Annotated in this window: 19 protein-coding genes; 4 read left to right on the forward strand and 15 right to left on the reverse strand. The window is 43.9% G+C overall.

Going from position 1 to position 22,331, the window contains the following annotated elements:
• The first annotated feature begins 23 nt into the window (after window positions 1-23).
• A complete protein-coding gene (gene rffA / locus C6P39_RS01310; protein ID WP_104802514.1) occupies window positions 24-1,151 on the forward strand; it encodes a dTDP-4-amino-4,6-dideoxygalactose transaminase in 1,128 nt (375 codons plus the stop codon).
• 60 nt (window positions 1,152-1,211) lie between these two features.
• Here rffA and C6P39_RS01315 read toward each other — a convergent pair whose 3' ends face one another.
• Both C6P39_RS01315 and C6P39_RS01320 read right to left on the reverse strand, forming a co-directional pair.
• Window positions 1,212-1,550, reverse strand: a complete 339-nt coding sequence (locus tag C6P39_RS01315; RefSeq protein ID WP_104802515.1) for an EamA family transporter — start codon at window positions 1,548-1,550, stop codon at window positions 1,212-1,214.
• Complete coding sequence (locus C6P39_RS01320; protein WP_104802516.1) at window positions 1,543-1,908, reverse strand: EamA-like transporter family protein; 366 nt, start codon at window positions 1,906-1,908, stop codon at window positions 1,543-1,545. The genes C6P39_RS01315 and C6P39_RS01320 overlap by 8 nt, the downstream gene beginning before the upstream one ends.
• A 172-nt stretch (window positions 1,909-2,080) precedes the next feature.
• Here C6P39_RS01320 and C6P39_RS01325 point away from each other — a divergent pair, with 172 nt between their 5' ends.
• The 3 genes from C6P39_RS01325 (at window position 2,081) to C6P39_RS01335 (ending at window position 5,316) form a co-directional block, all read left to right on the forward strand.
• Window positions 2,081-3,010, forward strand: a complete 930-nt coding sequence (locus tag C6P39_RS01325) for a glycosyltransferase family 2 protein (protein ID WP_104802517.1) — start codon at window positions 2,081-2,083, stop codon at window positions 3,008-3,010.
• Window positions 3,011-3,077: 67 nt separating this feature from the next.
• Window positions 3,078-4,040 (forward strand): hypothetical protein, encoded by a 963-nt coding sequence (locus tag C6P39_RS01330; protein ID WP_104802518.1) that lies wholly within the window; start codon window positions 3,078-3,080, stop codon window positions 4,038-4,040.
• Between the two features lie 64 nt (window positions 4,041-4,104).
• Entirely contained in the window at window positions 4,105-5,316 is a 1,212-nt protein-coding gene (locus tag C6P39_RS01335) for an ATP-grasp domain-containing protein (protein WP_242986860.1), read from the forward strand.
• Between the two features lie 305 nt (window positions 5,317-5,621).
• Here the strand turns inward: C6P39_RS01335 and C6P39_RS01340 are convergent, their stop codons facing one another.
• The 13 genes from C6P39_RS01340 to C6P39_RS01400 all read right to left on the reverse strand — a co-directional run bounded on the left by C6P39_RS01340 (window position 5,622) and on the right by C6P39_RS01400 (window position 22,237).
• The gene (locus C6P39_RS01340; RefSeq protein ID WP_104802520.1) at window positions 5,622-8,591 is read right to left on the reverse strand and encodes a L,D-transpeptidase family protein; all 2,970 of its coding nucleotides are present in this window, start codon (window positions 8,589-8,591) and stop codon (window positions 5,622-5,624) included.
• A 174-nt stretch (window positions 8,592-8,765) separates the two neighbouring features.
• A complete protein-coding gene (locus tag C6P39_RS01345; protein WP_104802521.1) occupies window positions 8,766-9,071 on the reverse strand; it encodes an AzlD domain-containing protein in 306 nt (101 codons plus the stop codon).
• Window positions 9,068-9,772 carry an AzlC family ABC transporter permease gene (locus tag C6P39_RS01350; RefSeq protein WP_095173855.1) on the reverse strand — a complete coding sequence of 235 codons (705 nt, stop codon included), beginning with the start codon at window positions 9,770-9,772 and terminating at the stop codon, window positions 9,068-9,070. The genes C6P39_RS01345 and C6P39_RS01350 overlap by 4 nt, the downstream gene beginning before the upstream one ends.
• Before the next feature lie 201 nt (window positions 9,773-9,973).
• Window positions 9,974-10,237, reverse strand: coding sequence for an HPr family phosphocarrier protein (locus C6P39_RS01355; RefSeq protein WP_065540924.1), 264 nt, complete (start codon window positions 10,235-10,237; stop codon window positions 9,974-9,976).
• Between the two features lie 25 nt (window positions 10,238-10,262).
• A complete protein-coding gene (locus C6P39_RS01360) occupies window positions 10,263-11,582 on the reverse strand; it encodes a CdaR family protein (RefSeq protein ID WP_104802522.1) in 1,320 nt (439 codons plus the stop codon).
• Complete coding sequence (cdaA, locus tag C6P39_RS01365) at window positions 11,560-12,444, reverse strand: diadenylate cyclase CdaA (protein ID WP_095173851.1); 885 nt, start codon at window positions 12,442-12,444, stop codon at window positions 11,560-11,562. Before cdaA ends, C6P39_RS01360 begins: the two co-directional genes overlap by 23 nt.
• 45 nt (window positions 12,445-12,489) lie before the next feature.
• Window positions 12,490-13,548 (reverse strand): hypothetical protein, encoded by a 1,059-nt coding sequence (locus tag C6P39_RS01370; protein WP_104802523.1) that lies wholly within the window; start codon window positions 13,546-13,548, stop codon window positions 12,490-12,492.
• On the reverse strand, window positions 13,545-13,976 hold the full coding sequence (locus tag C6P39_RS01375; protein ID WP_104802524.1) for a hypothetical protein: 432 nt from the start codon (window positions 13,974-13,976) through the stop codon (window positions 13,545-13,547). The genes C6P39_RS01370 and C6P39_RS01375 overlap by 4 nt, the downstream gene beginning before the upstream one ends.
• A 196-nt stretch (window positions 13,977-14,172) precedes the next feature.
• Window positions 14,173-14,955, reverse strand: coding sequence for a ComF family protein (locus C6P39_RS01380; RefSeq protein WP_242986862.1), 783 nt, complete (start codon window positions 14,953-14,955; stop codon window positions 14,173-14,175).
• Window positions 14,880-17,114, reverse strand: coding sequence for an SF1B family DNA helicase RecD2 (gene recD2, locus C6P39_RS01385; RefSeq protein WP_104802525.1), 2,235 nt, complete (start codon window positions 17,112-17,114; stop codon window positions 14,880-14,882). The genes C6P39_RS01380 and recD2 overlap by 76 nt, the downstream gene beginning before the upstream one ends.
• 160 nt (window positions 17,115-17,274) lie before the next feature.
• On the reverse strand, window positions 17,275-18,267 hold the full coding sequence (gene mreB / locus C6P39_RS01390; protein WP_095174341.1) for a rod shape-determining protein: 993 nt from the start codon (window positions 18,265-18,267) through the stop codon (window positions 17,275-17,277).
• Window positions 18,268-18,376: 109 nt separating this feature from the next.
• A complete protein-coding gene (uvrA, locus tag C6P39_RS01395; protein ID WP_104802526.1) occupies window positions 18,377-21,217 on the reverse strand; it encodes an excinuclease ABC subunit UvrA in 2,841 nt (946 codons plus the stop codon).
• Between the two features lie 570 nt (window positions 21,218-21,787).
• Window positions 21,788-22,237 (reverse strand): CBS domain-containing protein, encoded by a 450-nt coding sequence (locus C6P39_RS01400; RefSeq protein WP_065540917.1) that lies wholly within the window; start codon window positions 22,235-22,237, stop codon window positions 21,788-21,790.
• Between the last annotated feature and the right edge of the window lie 94 nt (window positions 22,238-22,331).

Here is a 22,331-nt window from a genome sequence, read left to right on the forward strand (position 1 = left end):
ATTGAAATAAAAAGGAGTTCTTTATGATTGATTTTAATATTCCGCCCTATGTTGGAAAAGAATTAATTTACATAAAAGAGGCGATAACAAACCGCAAAATATGTGGTGATGGAATATTTACAAAACGCTGCAGCAACTGGATGAAGGATAAGTTCCATGTAAACCAAGCCTTTCTTACCACCTCCTGTACGCATTCCTTGGAAATGGCTGCTGTTCTGTCAAATGTCCAACCCGGCGATGAGGTCATTCTCCCTTCCTACACCTTCGTGTCCACAGCTGATGCCTTTGTACAGAGAGGAGCATCTCTTGTTTTCATAGACATTCGTCCGGATACATTAAATATTGATGAGAAATTAATTGAAGATGCCATAACCCCCAAGACAAAAGTAATTGTACCTGTCCATTATGCTGGCGTAGCTTGTGAGATGGATACAATCATGGAGATTGCAAAACGCCACAATCTCATGGTGGTCGAGGATGCTGCCCAGGGATTTGCATCCTCTTATAAGGGTAAAAGTTTAGGAACAATAGGCGATTTCGGCTGCTTCAGTTTTCATGAAACTAAGAATCTTAGCATGGGGGAAGGCGGTGCCCTCCTTTTCCAGGATAATTCGTTTCAGGAGAAGGCCGAAATCCTCAGAGAAAAAGGTACAGACAGAAGTAAATTCTTCCGAGGACAGATTGACAAGTATACCTGGCAGGATTACGGCTCCTCCTACCTCCCCAGTGACATGAATGCTGCATATTTGTGGGCACAGCTTGAAATGGCAAATGAAATCCAGAGAGACCGCATGGAAAGCTATAATTTTTATGACCAAGCTTTGAAACCGCTGGCGGAAAAAGATTTTTTTGAACAGCCCTGTGTACCAGAATACTGCCAACATAATGCACATATGTACTACATCAAACTGCCCGATTTAAAAAACAGGACAGAGTTCATTTCTTATTTGAAAAAAAACAAAATTTTGAGCGTCTTTCATTATATTCCGCTCCACTCTGCACCTGCCGGAAAACGTTATGGACATTTTTTTGGAGAGGACAAATATACCACCAGGGAAAGTGAACGCCTGGTACGACTCCCTATGTATTACCATTTGAGTCAAGATGACAAAGAGTATATTGTGGATACCATTTTCCACTATTTCAAATAACAGCATACAAAAGCGGCACATTTCCCTAATGCAGGAACGTGCCGCTTTTCATTGGTATTTTTATCCCATGGTATAGATAAAAATACCAGTAATGATAATTAAATTTCCAATTAGTTTTCCTTTTGTGAACTTTTCTTTTAGGATAAAAAATGATAGAAGCATGACAAATACATAACTAAAAGTGTCGATGACTGAACCATATTTCATATCTACTTTTGTAAAGGCATAGGTATTCATCAAAAGCACACCGCCAAAGATACCATAGGCTGTTATGACGCGCCAGTTCAAGTATTCATATATCTGATTCCTATATTTCCTGTTTGCACTCTGCTTCAGGAGTAACTGAGAAAATGCTGTAAAAAAAGTTCCAAGAAACAATATCATCATATATTTATTCATATTTCTGCACCACCAATACTCCAAATAATACCACTAAAAGCCCCATTACATTTCTAAATGATAGAACTTCATGAAAAATCAAGACTGCCCATATTTGAGACCAGACCAGATAGACACTTTTATTGGCATAAGCCACACTGAGTTCAAATTTCTGAATGATTTTCTGCCACGCCAGCGCATAGATAAAACAATCCAAAAGCATGAGGAAAAAAAATAGATACAATCTTACTCCCCAAATTCCATTTTTGTTAAATTCCATAGAGGCCATTTTAGTAAAAACAGGTGTAAAAGAAAAAATCATAATACTGATATGAAGAAAAAAATAATCTTTCAAACTGCTCTTCGCAGAAACTGCCATTTACTTCCCTTCTTTCTACTCATATTTAAATGTGTCTGCACAACTTTTTATATTATAACACTCTTCCTACCCTGTAACAAGTCTATTGAAACCCTCGACATAAAATGTTATAATAAGCCTGGTAGCTTTTCAGCTTTTTTTGAGGAAACATAAGCTACCCGGAGGTAAGATTATGAGTTTATATTCAATTGTTGTTCCCGTATATAATTCAGAGCAAACATTGGAGGAACTTTATAGCAGAGTTCGGAATGTATTTGAAAATACTATACATCAAGAATTTGAATTAATACTGGTGGATGACAGTTCCAGAGATAATTCCTACTTAGTAATGCAGCATCTTCACAAGTCAGATTCCCGAGTTAAAATTATACAAATGGCAAAAAATTTCGGACAACATCCTGCTCTTCTGTGTGGTTTTTCTTTTGCCAAAGGTGACTTTGTCATAACCATGGATGATGACCTCCAGCACCGACCCGAAGAGATTCCTAAGATGACAGCAGTTATGGATGAGCGGGATGATGTAGATGTAATTATTGCCAAATATGAGAATAGGAAACACAATTTTATAAGAAAGCTTGGAACACGGATTTCTGTATATGCCACATCCCGGATGTTGGGTAAGGATCCCAATCTGGAGATTACCAGCTTTCGATTAATGCGAAAGTTTATTGTAGATGCTATATTGAACACAAATACACATCTGCCACAGATTGGCAATCTTCTTGTCCAAAGCAGCAATCGAATCGTTAATGTTCCCGTACACCACGATGCCCGCAAGGTAGGGCGCAGTAATTATACGTTCCACCGCCTGGTAAAGGATTTGTTCTATGACATCACGTCCAACTCTGCATTTCCTCTTTTATTAGTGCGGGATCTTGGTATCTTCAGTTTTCTGGTCAGTGTGGCCTTGGGCTTTTTCTATTTGATACGCTATTTCCTGTATGGTGTTTCTGTGGAAGGCTGGACAACCCTGGTTCTCCTGATTCTGGCATATAACGGAATTATACTGTTAGCCATTGGCATAATTGGACAGTATTTGATAAATATTCTGAACGAGGCAAAGAAAATGCCAAATTATATAATAAGAAGAAAAGAATTTTAACTAAAGAATGAAAATACACTTTGTAGGTTTCCTGCTGACATGAAGAATAAAAAGGATGTGGCTATATATGAAGGAAATAGGCGGTTATTTGGAAATGGAAGAACTTTTTGGAGAGGAGTATTACCCGGACTTACTACGGTTTAATTTGGGGCGTACAGCAATAAAATTTGCCCTGAATATTTTGGGTGTGAAAAAGCTCTGGCTCCCTTATTTTCTCTGTGATTCCATTATATCGACTTGTAATAATGCAGATATAGAAATAATGTGGTACCACATTCACAGTGATTTTTCTCCTCTTATGCCGGGCAAAAGATTAAAGGAAGGGGAGTATCTATTTCTTGTTAACTATTATGGACAGCTTTCCCCTGAAAAATTATCAGGATACCATGAAAGATATGGAAATATCTTATTGGACAATACTCATGCATTTTTCCAGAAACCCGTAGAAAATATTCCTACAGTATACTCCTGTCGGAAGTTCTTCGGCTTGCCTGATGGAGCCTACTTTTTTCCTGGAAAACAAGGAAAAAAAACATACGACAGCCTTCCCCTGGATTCTTCCAATGAACGGATAAGTCACATTTTAGGCCGCTATGAGCATTCTGCTTCTGATTATTATTCCTCCATGCTTAAGACAGCCCACTCTTTCTATAAAGAACCCATAAAAAAAATGTCACGACTGACAAAAAACCTGCTTCGCGGCATAAACTATGATAACGTGCGGCAAAAGCGAAATGAGAATTATACAACATTGGAACAGGTCCTTAGAGGACAAAATACTCTTATTCTAAGAAACCAGGACGGGCCTTTTGTCTATCCTTATTACTGCCCCAATGCTATTCAAATACGCAGAAAACTAGCCCGTCAAAAAATATTTATTCCAACTTATTGGAGCAATGTAGTGGCAGAAATGCCCAAAGACAGTCTGGAGTATGACTATGCGGCAAATATTCTGCCACTCCCTTGTGACCAGCGTTACTATAGAGAAGACATGGAATATCTTTTAGATATTTTAAAACAATGTATATAAGGAAAGGCCAAAACTACAAATGAATGAGCAAAGACTTTTAATTTTAGGATCTCTGAGGGAATTTGTGCAGCTTATACAGACAGCCAAAGCTCGAGGAATATATACCATCGTCTGCGATGGCTATCCTAACAGCGTGGGCAAAAAATACGCAGACAAATCCTATAACATTGATGTTGGAGATACAGACCGAATCGTCTCTGTCTGTCAGCTAGAGCGAGTAGACGGTATCATCACCTCTTTCTCTGACTATCTCTTTGAATGCATGGTTAAGATTGCCAACAAGGCTGGACTTAAATGTTATTTCTCACCTGAGAAACTGGACTATTATAGAAACAAAGACATTATGAAACAAATGTTTGAAAAACTACACATCCCCAATTCAAAATATGTCCGGCTAAGCCCTGGATTTACTGATTCTGAATTAGATGCTTTAGAGTTTCCCGTTGTGGTAAAACCCCTTGACAAATATGGCTCACGAGGAGTTCTGCTACTCTATTCGGTGGAAGAGATACGAAAGCATTTCGATTTTATTTGTGCCACTTCTAATGTGAAAGAAATCCTTGTGGAAGAATATAACGAGGGCTTTGAATTCAATATGATGAGTTGGATATTAGACGGAAAGGTCCATGTTATCAGTATAGCAGATCGAGAAAAGACTCCGGTATGCACCAATGAGATTCCAGTCAGTTCCCGCAATGTATATCCTTCCAGACTAATTTATAATGTATACGAGGAAGCAAAGGGAATCCTCCAAAAAATCGCCAACTTCACAGGGCAGACAAGCGGAGCCCTCTCCATGCAGTTTTTCTGGTCACCTGGCGACTCCATCTCGGTCTGTGAAGTAGCTGGCAGATTTTTTGGATATGAGCATGAGCTGGTAGATTATTGCTGTGGTCTGAAGATAGAAAACTTGCTATTGGACTATCTCTATGATGAATGTTCCCTGCGCAGTGCTTTAGAAAAGCATTCCCCCTTCTTTGAAAAAAACAGTGCGGTCCTCTATTTCCATGGAAAAAATGGTATGATGATAGAAAATCAGAATTCTGCCAAAGAACTGTCTTCCATGAAGGGTATAAAGGACTCCTGGATTTTTTATAAACCGGGGGAACGGATAATTTCTCATGGAGTAAATCCCTATGTAGTGCGCTACTATATCGCTGATGGGTCCAGGCAGGAAATTGACCGGATGACAAAGCATATTTTTGAAAACATTTCCATCACTTCGCCAAACGGGGAGCAGATACTTTACCAGAATCAGATTCCAGAGTATCCATGATAATCAATATCCTTTTTCCTCAAAACCGCATAAAAACAGTTAGGAATGCACTTGAACCTCTCCCCGTTAAGTGGGCAATTTTAAAAATATTATTTATCTGCCAGTAAGTATTGTCTGCTGGCAGTTTTTCTTTTCACAGTTGAGCAAATGAACAAATGATTTCAGAAGAAAACTTTGCCTCCCTAAATAAAATACGCCCCCTTCTAAGCGACAAGTTTTTTACATTTTCCTTGTCTACCTGGAAGGGAGCATATCACTAACTGTGAGTCCTTACTTTTTTATAATATAGATTTAATATTGCACTTCTACCAAATATCTGTAGGATCTTTTAAATACATACCAGGTGCAAGCTTAATGGTTGCCGGTTTATCGAAAGGTTCATAGAAATTGTCACCAATTGTCACCATGGTACCTCTTCCCGTATTATCATATATCCACTTTGCGTCTCTCACACATACACGGATACATCCATGGGACGCCGGCATTCCTAACATATTATAATCACTTGCCGACAAATTATATTGACTCTTGGGATTACCAGCCACTGAATGAATGAAAATTCCATTCACCACATGCGATGTCCACTGTCCCCAGGACGGCCCCATAAGAATATGCCATCTGTCTTGATCACCAATATAGAATGTGCCTGCCGGTGTAAGAGTAATCGGATTTCCTACAGAACAGGTTATCGATTTAACAGGAATAATCCACCCATTGCTTCCATCTTTTGCCAAAACAGTGATTTGACATTTCGTACGATTCACACGCAATCTGTAAGGGCCGCCTACCATTCCGCTTACATCCTGCTGAAGCGCTCCGCTCCCAGAAAAATACATCTTATAGCCTTTGATATACTGCCATCCAGTCAGCATGACACCATTGTCATTTAAATAATACCAATTACCATTCCAGGCTATATACTCACCTTTTGCATAAGTTCCATTACTTTTTTTAAAATAATAGGTTTCTCCCTGCTGTTCCCAAACACCATTTGTATTGACATTAACAGTACCATATCCAGGAACCCATCTTCCGTTTTTATCCACGTAGTAACCACCAATCGTGGTATCCCTAAGCATCGCCCCGCTGCCTCCAACATAATAATATGTATCAATCCAGCTATTAGAGGCCATTGCACCGCTACCGTAAGAATAATACCATTCTCCCCCCACCTGATACCAGCCAGTCTTCATGGCTCCGCTTCCAGGTGTCAGATAATACCAGGTCCCTCCCAGGTTAAGCCAACCAGTTGCCATAGCTCCACTTCCGGTCAAATAATACCAAGTATTTCCTACGCTCAACCAACCAGTTGCCATGGCTCCGCTTCCGGTCAGATAATACCAGGTTCCATTCAGGTTAATCCAACCAGTCACCATGGCTCCGTTTCCAGGCGTCAGATAATACCAAGTTCCACCCAGATTAATCCAGCCAGTTGCCATGGCTCCGCTTCCAGTCAGATAATACCAGGTATTACCTGATTTCAACCAACCTGTCATCATAGCTCCGCTTCCACTGCTATAATACCATATTCCGCCCACTTGGTACCAGCCTACCCTCATAGCACCGTCACCAGGTGTCAGATAATACCAGGTCCCTCCTAGATTAATCCAACCAGTTGCCATGGCTCCGCTTCCGGTCAGATAATACCAAGTATTTCCCAACTTCAACCATCCGGTCTGCATATCTCCGTTGCCATTGCTATAGTACCAAGTTCCTCCAACTTGATACCATCCCGTCTTCATTACTCCGGTTCCAGGTGTCAGATAATACCAAGTGTTGTTCAGCTTTAGCCAACCCGTAACCATGGCCCCTTCACCATTTAAGTAATACCAACTGTTACCCAGTTTCAGCCAGCCGGTCTTCATATAGCCATTACCATCAAAGTAATACTTCTGGCCTTTCACTTCATACCAGCTATTTACCGGCCAGGAACCATCCTCCTTCTGATACCACCAACCATTATTATTTCTCTGCCATCCTTCTGGATGTATTTTATAAGACTTACTACTCTTTCCATCCGAACCAAAGAAATAGCGTACACCGTTTAATACTATTGAACCATTTCTCAGTACTGTACCATCTTTGTTTACATAATATTTACTTCCACTGATTGTCTGTAATCCTGTTTTTGATAAATCCTGTTTGCCATCCGTGCCAAAGTAATAATATTTACTGCCATCCGTTTTCCAACCGGATTTCACATAACTGCCATCATCATTTAGCCAATAAAAAATACTTTTGTCAATCTCCTGGCGTCCTGTCTTTACCGTCTGCGCCCCAGTCACATCAAAATACAGGTACTTTCCATCCGATTCATGCCAGGACGATACATCCGGTTTACCGTCTTCCTTCATCCAGTAATTGGTACCTTCAATATTTTGGAGACCGCTTGGTGTTCCAGCAGTAATCTGCATGCCATCTTCTCCAAAATAATAAAAAATTTTCTTTCCCTGCTCATCTATATGAATCTTCCAAGTATTTGTCTGAGGCATCCCCTGATCATCCAGCCAGCATGCTAGTTCTTTGCCATACTCATCCTGTAATATCTGCAGGCCTTCCATCTCATCAGTGGGAATCTGAAGTCCATCATAAAGCATCGGATTCCATTCACCCTCTAAATCCACTTCACTCTTTTCAGTTATATAGTGGTAAGAACCATCAGAAGAATAAATCAGCCAATATCCTCCATATCCCTTTAGTCCGTCCACCGTATTTTCAAATGCATATATAAGTTTTATTAATCCGTCTTCTTTGTCATTTATAACCCCTGTTTCATAAAGATTCAGAGTCTTACCATGCATCACAAATTGATTCTCATCAACAGGGACCGGCACCTCTTCCGTCTCAACACCATTTTCATCGACCTCGTAATAAGTCCAAATTCCTGAAGAGGTATTCAACACCCATTTTTTCTGATATCCCTGCTTCGTTGCTGCATCCTCATAATACCTGAGAACAATTTCCTCAGCATTTGTGGTCTTATCCAGCGTCCAATGGTCATCCTGGGCCGCCTCCGCCTCATGGCTTACTTGCTTTGTCTCGCCATCTGTTTGGCCGTCATTCGTTTGGCTGTCGCCAATCTGTCCATCTCCTTCTGCATCCCCCAAACCGTTATCCGTTGCTCCGCTCCCTTCATCCAGCGGATCCGTAAGGCTTGTAACCTGCTGCGGTACTTCACTTCCATCCGTAGCTGCTGCTCCTACCGGAAGGACAGAAGTGATCGTGACCGCTGCCGTAAGCATCAGCGCCAACAGCTTCATCCTACGCTTCTTCATACTATTCCCTCTACTTTCCAGCTTTACGCTCTTATTTATCTCCCGGATACTTTCGTATCAACTAGGTATACTCTCCCTCTAGAGATATCACTATTTTACCATTTTTTACAGGTTATTACAACCAAACAGGGGAAATGTAATATTAAATTTGTTTTACAGTCTCATGAACTATACTTATAATAGTTCCAAAATCCGTTCTGTGATAAATACACCGATACAGGAAAAACATGCAACCATCACAAGGCTTCTCTCCTTCATAGCAAAAAATACTGCCACGGCCAGGCCGGCAAAAGCAGATACCGGTGACTCCGTTGCATATAAAATAGCAGGAAAGGTCATGGCTGTCAGGCATGCATAAGGAACATAATATAGGAAAGAACGTATGTAAATATTAGAGATTTTTTTCTGGATCAATGTCAGAGGCAGCATACGGATCAGATATGTCACACCTGCCATAACAAATATATATGCATAAATCATGCCTCCACCTCCTCCTTGATCGGAAATAAAACAGCACCGATACCTGCTGCCAGCAGGGTGCAGATAATGATCATAAAGCCGCTGGAAATTTGTTTTAATACCGGAAGGTAGTAAAACATACTGCTCAGAGCCAGGGCAATAAATACAACAGTCCTCACAGTGGATTCCTTTTTTGCCGGAGGCACAACAATGGCGATAAACATTCCGTAGAGTGCCACCCCCAAAGCGCTGCGCACAAATGCGGGCATAACCGTGCTCGCTATGGCTCCTGTAAGCGTTCCCCCTACCCATCCCAGTACCGGCAGGCAGATCAGCCCGTACATATAATACTGCCCCACACTTCCCCTCTTTGAACTCGCCACAGCGAATATCTCATCCGTATTTCCATATGCGATGAGAAGCCTGTGGCGCGTCTTGACACACTTGTCAAACTTTTGGGATAAAGAAAGGGACATAAGCGCATACCTCATGTTGATAACAAACTGCGTCAATGCCATTTCCAGCAGCGATGCCCCCGAAAGGATCACATTCAGACCGGCAAACTGCCCTGCGGATGTGAGATTAAAAAGGGAAATCAGCACCGCGTGAAGAGGAGCCATACCGCTGTTCACTGCCAGCATGCCAAATGTGAAACTGACAGAAAAATACCCCAGTGCGATAGGGATACCATCTTTTAGGCCTTCTTTCATGTTATTATGCATGATTGCTTTCTCCTTAAGTAATATTAGTATTCTTGCATTACGATTCACAACCTCTGTCCCGGGAGGATGGGATTGTTTTTGCAGGGCTGTAATTCGTAACATTCTTGTCCTTGAGATTCCCGGCAGGCAAAAATCGAGGGATGAGACAGCCTTGACTGTCCCATCCCCGGAATTTTCCTGCTCAGGATCATAATAAAACAATTATTCCTGTAAACCTTCCTCCAGAATATATACCAGATGTTTTAATGCCTCTTCCTCGTCTTCCCCTTCGCATACCAGTTCAATTTCATCTCCGCCTTTCACACATGCGCCAAGAACACTGAGGACACTCTTTGCATTTGCGGTTACATTATTATAACTGAAGGTAATCAGTGATTTGAACTGCATGGCTTCACTGCAGAGACGGCCTGCCGGTCTTAAATGCAGTCCGATCAAATTATTTACTTTTACTTTCTGACTTACCATTATTCATCACTCCCCTGCTTCTATTTTATGGTTCCGATCTCTGAGTTACAACATTTGCGTTGGCATCTGTCAAAGTGACCTTCACATTGATCTCATCAACCACCTGATATCCATCCGGCACTTCAATTTTAACCGGTACCTCGTATTCGCCGGCTGCTGTATAAGATTTCAGATCAATACTGAGATGTATTTGACTCTTATCCAGCTTATCTAGATCTTCTTCTTTTCCCTCAACCCGAACCAGAACTTCCACTTTGTCCATAACCACATTCATATTGGCAGGACTATTTGCAACTTTCATTTCATTTGTGGAAATATTATACTCTTTACTATTCAGCGGAAGTATCTTTACTGTTAAAAGAGCTGTATCATTTACGCCTGTTGCAAGTTTTATATCTTTTGGCAAAAGTTCTGTCAGATCAACTGAAAATTCACAATCAGAGGACTTACCCGAAATATCCCTCTCATCCGATTGAGGGATTGTCAGTTTGTTTCCGTTTACCGTGAATTTCTGCAGCGCCTCTTCCGAACCCACTATACTGATCTCGCTTGGTGTCGATGACACCGAATCTACCTGATACCCACTCTGCGGGCTTCCCACGTACGCATTGGAGACATCAATTGTAACATCCTTCAACATTCTCCATAATTCAACATAAACCTGGACTGTAGTGCTGGGCACATCGAATTTAAGATAAGACATCTGCTTTTCACTTAATTCATCGTGGTTTTTATCATATATCTTTAATGTAGCTTCCCGCTCACCACTTGCGGCCATCCCGTCCACATTTACCTGGGCTGTCACACTGTCTATTTTTTCTATAATAGATTTTGGCCCTACAATATTGATCTTTTCCGGATTGGCAGTTATCTTTCCAACCTCGTAATTATTGTCGGGCTTAGATTCCCCTATGAGTTCCGTACTGATGATACGGTCAAGACTTTTTCGTTCATCTATTTTGATGGGAATATTTTTAGGTGTCACTTCTATATCCTCATCATCGACTCCCGCACAGGTAACCGTGACCGGCACCATAATAGGATCAGAATCCATATCAATGATCTGTGTCAGATCAGCCACCGCTGTAATATTCTCTTTGCTCAGTTTCTTGATTGTTTCACTTGCAGCCCGGATACGGACATTTACAGAGTCTTTTCCATCCACCATAAGTGCAATGTTATTCATACTTTCTATATAAGACTCATTGACAAATGTAACCGGTATATCCATGTATGTCTGGGTGATGGAAGGGTTCTCTATATTCATGACCAGCAGCCAGATCAATATGGCTATCAGCAGAGAAAGGATTTTCAAGGTAAATTTATTCATCAGACTTTTCTTCATTCTTCACCCATCCCTTCCATATTTTGCGTTTCTGTTTCTCTGCGTTGGCATTCTGCTCCTTTAACAAGATTGCTTTGAGTTCATCTCTGTTTACCCCTACAATAAGTTTGCCATGATGGGCTACGGATACCCGGCCGGTTTCTTCTGAGACAATGATCGTGATAGAGTCACTGACCTCACTGATCCCCACACCTGCGCGATGTCTGGTCCCAAGATTTTTATTTAGTTCCATATTATCTGAAAGCGGCAGATAACAGGTGGCTGCAACTACACGGTCCCCTCTGATTATAACAGCGCCATCATGAAGAGGCGTATTATGCTCAAAGATATTGATCAGGAGCTGACTTGTCACCAGAGAATCCAGATAAATACCCGTTCTGGCAAACTCGTTTAATCCTGTCTCCTCCTCGATCACGATCAAGGCCCCGGTCTTGACCTCCCCCATTTCAAAGCTGGCACGCACAATTTCATTTAATGTACGGTCACTGAATCTTCCGCTGTCCTCTTTTTTCCCGTTGTCAAACGGAAGAATGTTGCTTACGATCTTCTTATGTCCTAACTCCTCCAAAGCCTTACGCAGTTCCGGCTGAAAAATAACCAATATGGCTGTGATCGCATAACCACCTGCATTATAGACCAGCCAGAGAATGGTATTCATCTTTAAAAGGAATGCGATGAAGATAAACGCCAGGACAATCAGGATTCCTTTCAGCAGAGAATACGCCCGGGTATTTCTCACCCACAGCATGAACTGATAAACAAAAACAGCTATCAGCAGAATCTCAATAATATCGATCCAGGCTATACGGGGAAGTGTCATCTTACCCAAATACTCTTTTAAAATTACTGTAAAATTCCCCATATCTCCACCCCCTTAATTATGTATAATTCCCTTATGGGATTGTCTTTATAAGTCTTTCAGCGATTCTTCCAGCTGTTTCTCAAAATCAAAATCCTCTTCAGAAACATGCTCCACAGGCGCTGCCTCTTGCACTACATCTTCATCTATATCCTCTTCGTCTAAATCTCTGTCAACGGATTTCTTATTAGATGAAAATTTTTTCACACTCTTTTTTGTTTGTGACACCAGTGATTTGGGAACTGCTTTTACATAATATACATATTCGTCATCCTCAAACTGTGTCACTTCACTTCTGGAGTAGTCCACTCCCAGTACAAAAAATTCAATGACAAGGCCAATCACTGCGGAAACCACACCGGCAATAATGACACTGCCCATTTCCATACTGATACTCATAAACATATTTCCAAACAGCATAAGGACAATATATATCACGGCACCAGTAACCACCCCAATTCTCCAAGAATAATCAAAGGAAGAATGACGAATGAGATATACCAGCAGAGTGACTGTAGCAAAAGCTATGATTGCCAGCCACATTTCCTGATTTTTTACCAAACCATCAAGTAAAATTTGAAGTTTTTGGACAGATTCTGTCTCTTTTCCCTGCAACACTCCTGCCTTGTCTTTTACCAGACGCATAAAGTAGTACAGAACAACACCGCAACCTGCAGGCACCGCACTTGCAGGTCCCCTTAAGAGGCCACAACCAATAGGTACCGCTGCCGGTATATGAAAAGCAAAGGATACTGGAGTAAGTACAAGTGCCACATTATCCTTCGATGTAAACCGCAGAAATAATATCATCAGCAAAATCATAAGGAGCAGGGCAAAACCTGCAACCTCGATTCCCATAGCGTAACAATGACCAATAATCAAAACACAGCCCAGGATCGTCATGGCATTGATAGGCATAACTGAACATAAAAGGGCAAGAATCATAACAACAAAAATGTTATCCAGTTTTTCCATAAATCCCAGTGTAGTGTTAATGCCTTTGAAAAGGCCGAATGCTAAAATAAACTTCAGGATCGGAAGGATCCAGGTGTCATGCTCCCCGTAAAATTCTTTAATTTTCTGTTTCAGTATCAGTAACGCTGTCATGTGCCTTTCCTCCTTCCGGTCAGTCTCCCGGCTCTCTTTTCTTCTCTGTCATATATTTTTTCCAGCTGCCCCAGTTCTCTGTAATACTCTTCCACACCTTTCTGGGCACTCCTGTATTTGACAGAGCAGTAAATATACGTCAATATGCTGTAGGCCACCAGCAGTACGATATATATAATGATAATCTTAAGCCCCAATGAAAACAAATCCATCTTATGGAGATTATCCATCATATATTCGCTCTTATATCCAAAATAGACAGCCAGCAGCAACGCATAGGCAATGGTAGTGATAAAAAAGTTTTTGATCAGCGCAAGGCCTATGTAATCACTTCTGTAGTAATTGCTGATCGACAGATCTTCTCTTCCCTTACCGGATTCGTAAGCAGCTAATTTTCTCATTTTCTTGATTTTTTGTTCATTTAACATAAGCTTCCTCTACTTCCTGTGAAACAAGGATTTAGATGTCTTCACAGTGTAATTATGCAGCGTTTCCTATCGTTATGCCCAAAAAGTCTCCTGCATTTTTGACACAACAAATGTGCCACTTACTACATCTCTTAAATGGCATCCAATGTATACAACTTGCATTATAGCATAAATAAAGCAGGCGAATCAAGCCTTATCAACAGAAACCTGTGCCTATGGCTATGGTTAAAAAATATACCTGCTCTGCGCCGGCAGCTTTCAGTGCAAGGCTTACACCGTCCACAGTACTTCCTGTGGTGTAGATGTCATCAATGATCAGTATTTTTTTCCACGGAAGCTTTGCCTGCCTCACAGCAAATGCACTGCGCAGATTGCTTCTCCTCTCCTTGTCATTCAGTTCTTTCTGTGGTTTTGTGTTGACTCTCCTGACAACCGTTTTTGTGTCTACAGGTAACTGCAGTATCCTGCCAATCTCCCCTGCGATTATTTCTGCCTGGTTATATCCTCTCTTTTCCATCCTTTTTGGATGGAGCGGAACAGGGATCAACACCTCCGGGCCCCACAGGCGGATCTGTTCCCCTGCACAGGCTGCGGCATAGCGTCCGTAAAAACGTCCGTATTCCTGCCTTTGGTGATATTTTAACTGATACAGGGATTGTGAAAGAACGGAGCCGTAAGGAAAAATACTGATTCCACGGTCATAAGAATGTTTTTTTGATGCACAGTCATAGCAGAACTCCGCCTCACGGTCAGAAAGAGGCTTAGAGCACTTGAAACAGCGCGGCCCATGTATGGGCACAAGTTTATCCAGGCATTCCCGGCATATGGCCCTTCCCCGGGGGACTGCAATGTCATGGCAGACTGGGCAGCGCCTGGGATAGACCAGATCAAGGACAAAGGAAGCTAGAAGCTTTCCTTTATCCGCAGATCCAGAGTGGTATAACGGCTTTGTTCCATCTGGTTTTTTTCCATTTCCCAAAAAGTATTTTCATCTCCTACCAGTGTCACGCACTTTCTGGCCCTGGTCACTGCCGTGTAGAGTAGATTTCTGTTCATCAGCATCCTGGGGCCTCCGAGCAGCGGTATGACCACTGCAGGATATTCGCTTCCCTGTGATTTGTGGATAGTGATCGCATACGCCAGTTCCAGCTCATCTAACTGTTTAAAGGCATACTCCACAAAACGCCCCTCATCAAACTCTACGGTCAAGGTCTCTGCAAAGGTATTGATCTCCCGCAGGATTCCCGTATCTCCGTTAAAGACACCTACGCCTTTTTCCACGGGAATGCCGTATTTACCCCGGACTTCCCACTCGGTCTGGTAATTGTTCTTGATCTGCATGACCTTATCCCCCTCACGGAACAGGCCATTGCCGTGTTCTTTTTCTTTTTTATCAGGGGATGGGGGATTCAGATACTGCTGCAGGATACCATTGAGCCGTTCAACACCCAGAAGACCTTTCCGCATAGGAGTCAGGACCTGAATGTCATAGGGAGTGGCATCCACAAACTTTGGCAGCTTCTTCTGGATCAGGGTAATGACAACACTGATGATCACATTGGCATCATACCGCTTCAAAAAGAAGAAATCCATACTCTTGTTATCCAGGACAACAGGGACACCCCGGTTGATCTTGTGTGCGTTCACTACAATATCACTCTGGGATGCCTGACGGAAAATCTTAACCAGCTCTACAACCGGAAATTTTCCGGAACGGATGATGTCTTTGAGTACACTTCCCGGTCCTACGCTTGGAAGCTGGTTTACATCTCCCACCAGGATCAGGCGTGTACCCGGCGTAATGGCCAGGAGCAGCGCGTGCATAAGAAAAATGTCCACCATGGACATTTCGTCAATGATAACTACATCCGCTTCCAGCGGATTCTGTGCGTTTCTTTCAAAATGGATACTGGCTGAGGAATCATCCGGCATTCCGCTCAGTTCCAAGAGCCTGTGTATGGTTCTGGCCTCATAACCTGTGGTCTCTGTCATGCGCTTTGCTGCCCTTCCCGTAGGGGCCGCCAGACAGATATCCAGACCTTCCAGCTCATAGTAGCGGATGATCGCATTGATCGTGGTGGTCTTTCCGGTACCGGGACCGCCGGTGATGACCAGGAGACCGTTTTTCACAGCCTCTATGACTGCCTGACGCTGTTTTTCATCCAGCTGGACGTTTCCGTTCTTTTCAAGTCTGGCAAGCTTTGTTTCCATCCCGGCCTCATCCACAGTATCCTCCAATGCCAGTTCTTTCAGCATCTGAGCCACATGCAGCTCAAGCTGATAATACTGGCTGGCGTAGATAACAGGCTCGGGCTGCACACCCTCTCTGAGTGGGGTTTCTTTCACCACAATCTTTCTGTCTATGGCCAGATCCATAATATGTTTTTCCATATAAGGGGCTGCAACGCCCAAAAGGGCAGATGCCCGTTCCAGCAGTATGCGCTGTGGAAGGAACACATGCCCTTCTGCAGTTGCCTGCAGTAATATGTATAGAAGACCGCTTCGGATACGGTAGTCGGAATCTGTGTGGATTCCAATCCTGGCAGCGATCTCATCTGCCATCTTAAATCCCACTCCGTCTATATCCTCAGCCATCTTATAGGGATTCTCCCTTAATATGCCGTACATCTCTTGTCCGTATTGATTGAATATTTTAGCTCCCAGTGACAGGGATATGCCGTATTGCTGGAGAAACATCATGGCCTTGCGCATGTCTGCTTTCTCAGATACCTGTGCTGCGATCTCTCTGGCCTTTTTTTCACTGATCCCTTTTATTTCTGCCAGCCGCTCCGGCTCCTCCTCCACAATTCGCAGTGTGTCATCCTTGAAGCGTCTGACGATCCTGGCTGCCAGAGCTGCACCAATTCCCTTGATGGCACCGGAACCCAGGTAACGTTCCATAGCCATGGAGTCCTGGGGCACTACGGTCTCATAGGAGGTGACGGAGAACTGTCTGCCATAGGACGGATGCTCCGTATAATGTCCATAGGCTTTGATGGTTTCCCCTTCACTCAGATACTGGAAACTGCCCACGCAGGTCAGCTCTTCCTCCTCAGCGATCACAACCATAACCGTGTACCCATTGTCCTCATTCCGGAAGATAATATGGTCCACATATCCTTCTATGGTTTCTTCCATATCTTACCTCTTTTGTTTTATTGTCACTGTTCAGTACCCACACAGTTACAGGCAAAAATCCATGCAAGATCACCTTTGGCGACAGCATTTTTGCTTGGCTGTGGAATGCTTTCTTACAGTCAGCACAATGTATGCGCAGACCTGCTGAATAGTTCCCGATTTATTTACCGTTTATCTTACTCATAAGCTCCATGTACTGGCCTGTGCCGATGGCCACAGCCATGGCCGGCTCCTCAGCAACCACGGTGTTGATGCCTGTCTCCTCCTCGATGAGTGTCTCCAGGCCTCCTAAGAGCGCACCGCCGCCGGTGAGAACAATGCCTCTGTCAGCAACATCAGCCGCCAGTTCCGGAGGTGTTTTCTCCAGAATTCCGTGTATGGTCTCCATAATCTGTACAGTCGCATCTTTTAAGGCTTCCCTGATCTCCTCTGAGGTCAGAGTAACGCTTTTGGGGAGTCCTGTGATCGTATCCCGCCCTTTCACATCCATGGTCTTAGGCTGGGGATGAGGATAGACAGTTCCTATCTGGATCTTTGCATCCTCCGCAGAACGTTCCCCGATCATCAGATTATGTTTTTTTCTCACATAACGCATGATTGCCTCGTCAAAATTGTCTCCTGCCACTTTGATGGAAGTGGAGACAACAGTTCCTCCGAGGGAAATCACCGCCACATCAGTGGTGCCTCCGCCGATATCCACGATCATGTTGCCAAAAGGTCTTGTGATATCAATACCCGCCCCGATGGCTGCCGCTATGGGCTCCTCGATGATATTTACCTCTCTGGCTCCTGCCTGGTAAGTGGCTTCCTCCACTGCTTTCTTTTCTACCTCTGTCACACCGCTGGGTACGCAGATGCTGATGCGGGGTTTTCGGAAAGCTTTCTTTCCCATAGCTTTAGAGATGAAGTATTTCAGCATTTTTTCTGTCACCTCATAGTCTGAAATGACACCCTGGCGCAGGGGGCGGACTGCCACAATGTTGCCGGGGGTCCTGCCGATCATCTGTCTTGCCTCTTCTCCTACCGCTCTTATTTTATTATTATCTTTATCGTATGCAACTACGGATGGTTCCTTCAGTACAATGCCTTTTCCTTTTGCGTAAACCAGTATACTGGCCGTTCCCAAGTCGATTCCAATATCTGTCGCTGCCATAGAATACCCCTTTCTATTTTTGGATATCAGTCTTCTGCCCGGCACTTTAGTCCCGGGCCCACTGATATCCTTCATTATACCCAACTTGTCCCGAAATGAAAAGGGGCAATCAATTCAAATATTTTGACACGTAACGACCTGTGTAGGAGACAGGATTCGCCGCCACATCCTCCGGTGTACCGGTAGCTATCACGGTTCCCCCTTTATCGCCGCCTTCCGGGCCGATATCTATAATATGATCCGCAGTTTTTATCACATCCAGGTTGTGCTCAATGACAACCACTGTGTTCCCTCCCTCTGCCAAACGGCGGAGGATCTCAATGAGCTTATGCACATCCGCAAAATGCAGACCTGTGGTAGGCTCATCCAGAATGTAGATAGTCTTTCCCGTACTTCTCTTACTCAATTCTGTTGCCAGCTTGATCCTCTGTGCCTCACCGCCTGACAATTCCGTAGACGGCTGCCCCAGACGGATATAGGAAAGTCCCACATCGTAAAGGGTCTGGATCTTTCTCTTGATGGATGGAAGGTGTTCAAAAAAGGTCAGCGCCTCCTCAACGGTCATATTCAGCACATCGTATATACTCTTTCCTTTATATTTCACTTCCAGAGTCTCTCTGTTATATCGTTTTCCCTGGCAGACCTCACAGGGGACGTACACATCGGGAAGAAAGTGCATCTCTATCTTCAGAATTCCGTCACCGCTGCAGGCCTCACATCTTCCGCCTTTTACATTGAAGCTGAATCTTCCTTTTTTATACCCCCTGGCCTTTGCGTCCGCAGTGGTTGCAAAAAGGTCACGGATCTGGTCAAAGACTCCCGTGTAGGTGGCCGGATTGGAACGGGGTGTTCTGCCAATGGGAGACTGGTCAATGTCAATGACTTTGTCAAGCTGCTCCACACCATCAATCCCTTTATGTTTTCCGGGAATCACTCTGGCCCGGTTCAGCTTTCTTGCCAGGCTTTTGTATAAGATCTCATTGATCAGGGAACTCTTGCCCGAGCCGGAAACACCGGTAACGCAGGTCATAATTCCCAAGGGTATTTTCACATCAATGTTTTTCAGATTGTTTTCCGAAGCTCCCCGGATGGTGAGAAAACCTGTGGGTTTTCTTCTCTCCTTTGGTACAGGGATTTTCATGGCGCCGCTTAAATACTGGCCGGTGATGGAATCTTTATTTTTCATCAAGTCTTCCGCCGTACCGATCGCCACTAACTGGCCGCCGTGCTCCCCTGCGCCGGGACCGATATCCACAATACAATCTGCTTCCCGCATGGTGTCCTCGTCATGCTCCACGACGATCAGGGTGTTGCCCAAATCTCTAAGGTGTTTCAATGTGGCAAGCAGTTTATCGTTGTCACGCTGGTGCAGGCCGATACTTGGCTCATCCAATATATAGGCAACTCCCACAAGACCTGAGCCGATCTGGGTTGCCAGACGGATCCTCTGTGCTTCCCCGCCGGACAGGGTACCTGTTGCACGGGATAGTGTCAGGTACTCCAGTCCCACATTCATCAGAAAGCCCACTCTGGCACGGATTTCTTTTAATACCTGTTCGCCAATCATCTGCTGGGTGGGAGTGAGCTGCAGTTCATGCAAAAACACCTGCAGTTTACGGATGGACATGGACGTAACCTCATGTATATTTTTGTCTCCCACAGTGACGGCTAGGGCTTCCTTTTTCAGACGCTGGCCCTTACAGGTAGGACATGGTGTGATGCGCATAAAGGATTCATATTCCTGTTTGCTGGACTCCGAACCGGTCTCTCTGTAGCGGCGCTCCACATTTTTAACAAGCCCCTCAAAAGCCACGTCGTATATACCCTCGCCGCGCTGGCCTTTATAGTGTACCTTTATCTCTTTGCCGCGGGTTCCGTTGATGATCACGTCCTTGATCTTGTCAGGATAATCCTGAAACGGTGTATCCAGTTCAAAATGGTATTCCTCAGCAAGGGCATCCAAAATGGCCCTTGTAAAGCTGCCTTTATCCGTGCAGGACTGCCAGCCAAGAACCACAATGGCTCCCTTTGCAATACTCAGGCTTTGGTCCGGTATCATCAGATCCACGTCAAACTCCATCTTATACCCCAGTCCAAAGCAGGCAGGGCAGGCACCGAAGGGATTGTTAAAGGAAAAAATCCGAGGCTCAATCTCGTCAATGCTGACACCACAGTCCGGACAGGAAAAGCTCTGGCTGAAATTCATCTGGTTTCCATCCATAGTGTCCACAATGAGAAGTCCGTCAGCCAGATTCAGAACGTTTTCGATGGAATCTGTAAGTCGTTTTTCAATCCCCTCTTTCACCACAAGACGGTCCACAACGATTTCAATATTGTGCTTAATGTTCTTATCCAGTTTTATCTCTTCACTGAGTTCATAGAGATTGCCGTCAATCTGCACTCTCACATAACCGCTGCGCTTTGCCTGATCCAGAAGCTTTGCATGGGTACCTTTCCGGCCTCTGACCACAGGTGCCAAAAGCTGCAGTTTTGTCCGCTGGGGCAGGCTCATGATCTGGTCAACCATCTGGTCAACGGTCTGCTTTTTAATCTCTTTTCCGCATTTCGGACAGTGGGGGATACCGATCCTTGCGTAAAGAAGACGGAAATAATCGTATATCTCCGTAACGGTGCCAACTGTGGAACGCGGGTTCCGGTTGGTGGATTTCTGGTCAATGGAGATAGCCGGGGAAAGGCCTTCAATACTTTCCACGTCCGGTTTCTCCATCTGTCCCAGGAACTGCCTTGCGTAGGATGACAGGGATTCCATATATCTTCTCTGTCCTTCCGCATATATGGTGTCGAATGCAAGGGAACTTTTTCCTGAACCGCTCAGCCCGGTTAAAACCACCAGCTCATTGCGGGGGATGTCTACATCCAGATTTTTCAGATTGTTCTCGTTTGCTCCGCGTATTTTGATAAATTGGTTGTCATGTGTTCTTACTGCCATTTTTATCTCCTTATTTTTGATCAGCGCAACAGTTTCTATCGGATTCTCATTCCGAAAAGCACCATAACTTCTACCTTTCGGCAGATTGGGGATGCGGTTTTCGGGGAATGTATGTTTGTTTTTATGCTACCTGCCATTATATCACAGGCTATGTGTATTTGCAAACATATGTTCAGAGAGATTTTTAGGAAATGTTGGGGGAAAACGGGGATTTTCTGGGCGGGGTTACGGCAAGGGGGGACGGGATGTTGGGGGAGTCTGCGGGCCTCCTCTGGCAGCCAGCTTCGTTCCCCTTCAACTAAGCGCTAACTCCGACTAAGACGCTCAGCAAAGGCTTCGCGCCAAGTCTCCATAAGCGCTGGATTTTCAGGCTCTCTACCGCAATGTCTGCCTGAGGAGGCCCGCAGACTCCCCCAACATCCCTGGTTTTCTCTTCCGATAGATATAAAATGCATAAGTTCTGCTTTTAGAAAGACTAAATGCAAACCGTATGCTATGCGGATTCGCTGTCCAAACCGATTGCAGTACAAAAAAGGCCCCCGCAAACGCGGCAAGCCTTTTTACTTTTTATCATACAGACGCATGCTGTACATAGGTTCTGCATTCTTTTTTATTTTTATTCTGATGCTCAGAACAGATATACTGCATGATGTCTCTTCTTGTGACAATACCTATAAAATTCTTCTGGTCATCAATAACCGGTACGAAATTCTGCCGCATGGCCTTGTCCAGCAAGTCTTCCATATCGGAATCCACACGAACGGGTGTATAGTTGGCCCGGCGCTTGAATGCTGTGATGGGAATCTCCTCCGCAGCTTTCAGATTCAGGTCGCCGCGGTTCTTTAGTCCCCAAAGTAAATCCCCTTCTGTAATTGTCCCCACATATTTACCATTCTCCCCGATAATCGGAATGCACGAATACCGGTGATATTCCATCTTTTCCAAGACCTGCCTTAAACTGTAGGTGTCATAGATATAGGCCACATCACTCTTCGGAGTGAGAAAAAATAAAATATTCATTATACCCTCCCAAAATGTCATGCAAAACGGTCAGAGACCCCCGCCGTTTCATCATATATTACCTTCCTTTATTCTGACACATTCTATATTAATT

It is taken from the genome of Blautia marasmi, assembly GCF_900258535.1.
GTDB lineage: Bacteria > Bacillota > Clostridia > Lachnospirales > Lachnospiraceae > Blautia > Blautia hominis.